Annotated in this window: 6 protein-coding genes and 1 pseudogene; 5 read left to right on the plus strand and 2 right to left on the minus strand. The window is 54.7% G+C overall.

The features are described from left to right. Positions 1 to 80 precede the first annotated feature (80 nt). From AC07TV_RS21300 to AC07TV_RS21315, 4 genes are all read left to right on the plus strand, one after another. Positions 81 to 875, plus strand: a complete 795-nt coding sequence (locus tag AC07TV_RS21300) for a nucleotidyl transferase AbiEii/AbiGii toxin family protein (RefSeq protein WP_494650381.1) — start codon at positions 81 to 83, stop codon at positions 873 to 875. Continuing rightward, positions 872 to 1,405: a hypothetical protein gene (locus AC07TV_RS21305; RefSeq protein ID WP_494650382.1), complete on the plus strand. Its 534-nt coding sequence runs from the start codon at positions 872 to 874 to the stop codon at positions 1,403 to 1,405. Before AC07TV_RS21300 ends, AC07TV_RS21305 begins: the two co-directional genes overlap by 4 nt. Positions 1,406 to 1,676: 271 nt before the next feature. After that, the gene (locus AC07TV_RS21310) at positions 1,677 to 1,889 is read left to right on the plus strand and encodes an antitoxin MazE family protein (RefSeq protein ID WP_494650383.1); all 213 of its coding nucleotides are present in this window, start codon (positions 1,677 to 1,679) and stop codon (positions 1,887 to 1,889) included. Next, positions 1,886 to 2,212, plus strand: a complete 327-nt coding sequence (locus AC07TV_RS21315; protein ID WP_494650384.1) for a type II toxin-antitoxin system PemK/MazF family toxin — start codon at positions 1,886 to 1,888, stop codon at positions 2,210 to 2,212. The genes AC07TV_RS21310 and AC07TV_RS21315 overlap by 4 nt, the downstream gene beginning before the upstream one ends. A gap of 631 nt (positions 2,213 to 2,843) precedes the next feature. On the opposite strand, the gene AC07TV_RS21320 is transcribed toward AC07TV_RS21315, so the two are convergent. After that, positions 2,844 to 3,305, minus strand: a complete 462-nt coding sequence (locus AC07TV_RS21320) for a MarR family winged helix-turn-helix transcriptional regulator (protein ID WP_494650385.1) — start codon at positions 3,303 to 3,305, stop codon at positions 2,844 to 2,846. 54 nt (positions 3,306 to 3,359) lie between these two features. Here AC07TV_RS21320 and AC07TV_RS21325 point away from each other — a divergent pair, with 54 nt between their 5' ends. Next, positions 3,360 to 3,728 (plus strand): VOC family protein, encoded by a 369-nt coding sequence (locus AC07TV_RS21325; RefSeq protein ID WP_494650386.1) that lies wholly within the window; start codon positions 3,360 to 3,362, stop codon positions 3,726 to 3,728. 493 nt (positions 3,729 to 4,221) lie between these two features. Here AC07TV_RS21325 and AC07TV_RS21330 read toward each other — a convergent pair. Beyond that, positions 4,222 to 5,650 (minus strand): annotated as a pseudogene (locus AC07TV_RS21330) (IS1182 family transposase). Positions 5,651 to 6,000: the final 350 nt, after the last annotated feature.

Here is a 6,000-nt window from a genome sequence, read left to right on the forward strand (position 1 = left end):
GCCTGGAAGTCTGGATATGGTTTATTGACAAATCTGCCTCGATAGCACAAGATGACATATATGTCATCTTGGAGATTTAAATGGCCGAAAGAATAAAACAAGAGACTCTTTACCTGTTGCAAGAAGCAGTTTTAGCCAGATTGCAATCCATGGGAGATATCCAGTTCAACGAAGCCAAGCTGTGCGGCGGAACCGCACTCTCGCGATGCTGGATGGGCCATCGGCTGTCCTATAACCTCGATTTCTTTCTGCCCCATGGATTCAAGGCTGCCGACATGGCTGCTGCCTTGAAAAAAGCCGGCATCATCTACGAGACGAAGGACATTGTCGATGATCCGAGGAAGGCGAATCAACTCCATGGATACGTCCTCCACAACGGACAGAGATTGAAGGTGTCATTCGTGGAGGACGCTTATTTTGAGACCTTTCCGGCGGTAGAGAGAGCGTTTGGAGGCTTGACCGTCCGGACAGAGGAGATCCCTGGCCTGTATCACAGGAAACTTAGAACCGTGGCAGGAAGCGGTTCGGAAGGCGACTCGTTCGAAGACGGACGACAAAAGGCACGCGACCTGTTCGACCTGCATGTGCTGTCCGTGGAGTTTCAGTCCATCAGGGGGTTCATTGATTCCCTTCCATACGCCTTCCCTTCCGACGCGTTCGACAATGGCCTTGCCAGCATGCCGTGGTTCGATCTGATGGACGAACTTGAGGAAATCGTCTGTGCCACAGGATGGAATCAGGCGCGGGATGTTTTTTACCTGCAAAGCGCCCTTTACGAGCAAATAGGAGCAACAACTCTATTTGACGACATGGAGGACGAGGCCGCACGAGAACCTGAGCCAACCCCATCGAAGAGAGGCGGGAGGGCCAGATGAAACCACTAATGGAAGTGGAATCTTGGGAGGCCGTCAGCAAGAAGGCGTACTGGGATCGCGACGTTCCACTGGAAAAGTGGAAGGAGCGTGTTTCGGAGGGGCACCGTTCCTATTTGCCTGACGCTGTGACGGGATTGGATATTTCAGAGTTCGTCCATTTTTACGGGGTGAAAAAGTTCATCAGGGACTGGCCATTTCTTCGTGCAAACTTACCGGAAAAGATTGCACGGAAAGCGGGAGTTTACGACATGGCATGGAGCAGGCTTGCGGGAGGGGGCTGGAATCTGCGCCCCACTGCTGATTTCAACGCCATGCCGAAACGGCGCCGCCAGTTCCTCGTCGCCATAGCCAAAACCCCGGGAATGAGCATCTACGAGGTGGCCAAAATGCTCGGGATGCAGTATCGGAGAGCCCATGATCATGCTGTCAATCTCATTCAGGGCGGCAAGGTTCGCGGCAAAGAAGTGGTGGAGGGCGGACACCGCAAGACAAAGTTGTATCCGGCATACGAGAAACTCCATATGGCATAGCTACCGCTAGGCGGAGGCTTGTGGAGATGTCGAATAGCCGAGCCGCACGCATTAAAAAGGGGAATCGAATAAATCGATCCCCCTTTTTATTCACACTGCCAAGCCGTTTAGTCACTTTTTGTTAACGGCTTGCCCCGAAGCCCTTGTTTCTGTTGTGAGCGTGCGAGGGCTGCGTGCCAAAAACTGGGTATCCGATTTTACGGTGGACGCCCCGTTGCATGTAACAGCGAAATGCCTTATATTTGTTACATGTAACATAGGAGGATTTAATATGGGAACACCTGTTACGACTCGGGTTCAGAAGCGCCGTGACGCACTTCGCATGGCTGGACTCCGCCCAGTCCAGATATGGGTGCCCGATACGCGGCGACCTTCGTTTGCTGAAGAATGTCATCGCCAATCTGAATCATTGCGTAACGACAATCAAGAGCGCGAAATACTGGAATGGGCTGCCGCAGTAGCAGATACTGAGGGCTGGGAATGAAGCGCGGCGACCTTGTAACCATTGCTCTTCAAGGCGATTACGGAAAACCTCGACCGGCACTGATTATCCAATCCGATTTTTTTGATGCGCATCCTTCCATAACCGTCTTGCCTGTAACTGGTGACTTGCGCCAAACACCTCTGTTTCGCGTGACCGTTGAACCGAATGATACAAACGCTTTGCGGAAGACATCCCAGGTCATGGTCGACAAGTGCATGACAGTCCCAAGAGAAAAAATCGGAGAGATTTTTGGAAGCCTGGATGCCGGTCATTTGCTGGAGGTTGAGCGGTGCTTGGCGGTTTTCCTGGGAATAGCAAAATAGCGGCCGTCCCCCGGAAAATCCGGATGCCCCAAAAACTCAATGCTCTTCGGGCAAGCCCTTATCGCCGGATGCTTCCAGCGTATTGTCTTCCTGCTGTGCCCTTGGCGTAGCTTGCCGAGCGAGTAGTCCACCTAAATATGCAATATGTGCAGCTACACATATGGCAGAGGATTTTTAGCCTCGCGGGCGCGGCGCACGGCATCTGAGCGGAGGTACGGCGCCCCTTCCGCGTCCGGTTGGCTAAAACCCCTTTGGACTGAACCGAGGCGCCGACGGTAACGCTATGGGGATTGAATCAGGGCGATGGCCTCGACGGATGGCGACAGCCCTGCGCTGGCGTCTGCAGAAGAGGCCTGTTCGCTCGTCTTTCGGCCAAACGCTGGGAATTCTCGGGCAGCACGGTGCAGTTTGTTGAGCCAAGGGCGTGTTGCCAGAGGGCAAAAAGCTGGCATATGGTGTATTTGGGTCGGTAGGCTTTTATGTAGAGTTGCCGCCCCAACTCACTGGTTGGATGGGAGCCGGGTCGCGAGAGCTCAACAAAATAGTTGGCCTGGATGCGAAGGCCCCAAGGTCGGAAATGACATGCATGACCCCAGGTGGGGTGACGCTCGCTCATAGCCGTAGACAATCCCTAGCTGTCAGACGGCTCGTCGCCCAGCGCGGCGGCACAGCGCTTGAGCAACTCGCAAAGAAGCCCGGCCTCTTCAGTTGAAAGCCTGGATAGCATCTGGCGCTCCACCACGTCGGCAGCTTTCGCGCCCTCGGCGACGGCCTTTTGGCCTGCCTTCGTCAGATCGGTCATGATGACCCGGCCGTGCTCCGGGTGCGGGCTCCGCGCAATTAGACCACCGCGTTCGAGATTGACGAGGATTCCTTGCATGGTCTGCGGCGTCACGAACGCCGCGCGCGCCAACTCGGCATTCGAGATGCGCGGATTGCCAGCGACTGCAAGCAAGACCGCGTTCTGCGGTGCCGTGATGCCGAGCCGCGTGAGTTCGGCATCCAGGCGTTGCCTCAATCGATGTTGCGTGATCTTCAGGTTGTAGCCGATCCAGTCGACTCCGCTCCGAGGCGCTCTTTTCGCCGTTGACATATCAGGGGCCTTACATTAATATCAGGTTCCTTATATTACTCAACAGGAGCTCACATGACAACCCCAATCGGCCCCGACTTTATTGCCTTGCAAGTGCGCAACCTCGCCGCATCCCACAAGTTCTACGTCGATATCTTCGGTTTCGAAGCCTCGGCGCACTGTCCTCCCGGAGCGGTCATTTTCAAGACCGAGCCGATCCCGTTGGCGCTGCGGGAGCCTCTGCGTGCGCTTCCCGAAGCGGGGCCACTCGGTGTGGGCATGGCACTCTGGATCGCTTGCACCGACGCTGATACGCTGCATGACCTGATTGTCAAGCGGGGCGGGGCGATCCTCAGCCCGCTCGCCGACGGCCCCTTCGGTCGCTTCTTCGTCGCTGGCGATCCCGATGGCTACTCGATTACCTTTCATACGGCGCGGTGCTGACCGCAGTCGATTGCGAATGTCGGCTTTGCGGCGTTCATTCTGGAGATCGCTTCTTCCGCTTTGGGCAGATTCTGTTGAGAAACTCACAACCAGTTTTTTTCGGGGTATGGCGAAATATTCCCGAGGACGAGATCGTCAAATACAGAAAGACTGTGAACGTCGAGAGTTTTAGCCCGACTGTCCTTTTCGCCAATATGCGGGTCTTTTCAAAAGTATAGGCATGATGCCGACGTAACCACGGCGTAGAAGCTGACATTCCCCACATCAATTAGCCAATGGCCAGTCTGAAATCAGAACTGGCCATTTTTATTCAGGATGCCATAGGCTGTTTTGGTCGACTTTGCCTGTTGTCAGCGGCATGGGGCCGGAATTCGGCGAGGCTGTGTGGAAACGCTCGGGGATTTCGGCCGCCACGGGTTGGATTCTGAAATTCCGCCCGCTAATTTTGGGTTTGCCGGTTGGCATTCCGAATAAGACAGGCAAAAAGGCCCCGCTAGGCCTGCATAGCTGCCTTCAGTTCCCCAATTACGATGATCTTCATCACTCGTTTCATGTTGTAGGCAAGAACATGCAGGCTCATTTTGGTGCTGACCCGTTCCAAGGTCCGTGTCAGGAAATGTGTGGCCCCCATCCAATCCTTCAATGTACCGAACGGATGCTCGACGGTCTGTCGTCGCGTGCGCATTGAGTCTGGTTTCCTATCGAGGCGTTTCTGCATCGCTTCCAGGCTGGATTCATATTCCCCGCGAGCAACGTGCCGATAGGGGCTCGGCGTACATTGGTCTTTGATCGAGCAGCGTGGGCAATCGGAGCTCCAGTATTTATGGATCAATGCTCCCCGATCGACGGTTGAGAAACGCCAGATCAGTCGGCTACCTGCCGGGCACTGATACTCGCCGGTCTCTGGCTCGAAGACGAAATCCTCTTTATCGAATCGCCCGTTCGCCTTGGCTAAAGAGGTCATGGGCTTCGAAACAAAAGGGGTAATGCCCGATTCCTCGCAGGCGTGAATCTCTTCGCCATGATAATAGCCACGGTCCGCAATGACCTGGAGATCCGACGCGGCCATCGCAACCTTGGCCTGCCTGGCCATCTTCGCCAACTGACGACGGTCACTGCCGATATTGGTGACCTCGTGGGCAACGATGAGATGGTGCTGGGTATCGACGGCCGTTTGAACTATAGCCCACCAACCCACGACTGGTACTGGTTGCCATAGCGCGGGCATCCGGATCGGTAAGCGAGATTTGCCCAGTGGGTGACTGATCTAATTGAGTTTGGATTTCCTTCAAATGCGCCATTCGGGCAGTCAGCGTTGCCATCTTCTCCTTGAGCCGAGTCGTTCTCGCTTCGGCAATGCCGGTTGGCTGACGATCTGCGGTATCCATCTCTGTCAGATAGCGCTCGATGCAACGGTCGATTTCCTGCATCCGCTTTTCAAGTTTACCCTGCGTGAAGTTGCGGTCATGGGCATTGACCGCATTGAATTTGCTGCCATCAATGGCCATAGCCGCTTGGACAAAGAGCTTCAGCTGGCGGCGCGGCACAACAAACTGACGGCAGCCATTGCGGATGCCTTCGCCATTGTCTCGCCGAAAGTCAGCAATGGTCTTGAAATCGGGCGACAGCCGACCGAGCAGCCACGTCAACTCAATATTCCGTTGCGCTTCTCGCTCCAAGCGACGACTTGATTGAACGCGATTGAGGTAGCCGTACAAATAGAGTTTCAGGAGCGTCGATGGATGATACGAAGGTCGCCCGGTGGCAGCCGGCTCAACGGAGAAGCACAGCCTACCCAGTTCCAGCTGATCGATGAAGAGATCGACGACACGGACCGGATTCTCTGCTTCGATGTACTCATCGAGTGATTCCGGCAAAAGCGTGATCTGCCGCCGATTGTCACCTTCAATGAATCGTTTCATGCCAGCCTCCAGACATCCATCATCATAGAGGGCTTAACGCACGAACCACCTGTTTGGAGTACACAGCCCAGGTGTATTCACACAGTCTCCGGCTATTGCGGTCGGTCAGTTTTTCCCATAGCCGACATTCGGCCAATCCCAATTTCAGCAACACGGAAATCTACGAAGCAGCCGTTGGCGACCTCAATCTTTGGCCAATAGCGGATGATCGCCTGCCGCACATTTTTGATTTAAGCCTCTGTTAATATTGTTTGGACATTTTGCCCATGTCACAGGAGACCCGATGAAAACCATATTCGCTGTAGTTCTGACTGCCATTGCGCTTGGAGCTTCGCCCAATATCCTCGCAG

Source organism: Azonexus sp. GW821-FHT04F04, assembly GCF_059420025.1.

Excerpts from the sequence above, each read along its gene's own strand:
- AC07TV_RS21310 (WP_494650383.1), top strand. The coding sequence starts at position 1,677 with ATGGGAACACCTGTTACGACTCGGGTTCAGAAGCGCCGTGACGCACTT.
- AC07TV_RS21320 (WP_494650385.1), bottom strand. The coding sequence starts at position 3,305 with ATGTCAACGGCGAAAAGAGCGCCTCGGAGCGGAGTCGACTGGATCGGC.
- AC07TV_RS21300 (WP_494650381.1), top strand. The coding sequence starts at position 81 with ATGGCCGAAAGAATAAAACAAGAGACTCTTTACCTGTTGCAAGAAGCA.
- AC07TV_RS21315 (WP_494650384.1), top strand. The coding sequence starts at position 1,886 with ATGAAGCGCGGCGACCTTGTAACCATTGCTCTTCAAGGCGATTACGGA.
- AC07TV_RS21325 (WP_494650386.1), top strand. The coding sequence starts at position 3,360 with ATGACAACCCCAATCGGCCCCGACTTTATTGCCTTGCAAGTGCGCAAC.
- AC07TV_RS21305 (WP_494650382.1), top strand. The coding sequence starts at position 872 with ATGAAACCACTAATGGAAGTGGAATCTTGGGAGGCCGTCAGCAAGAAG.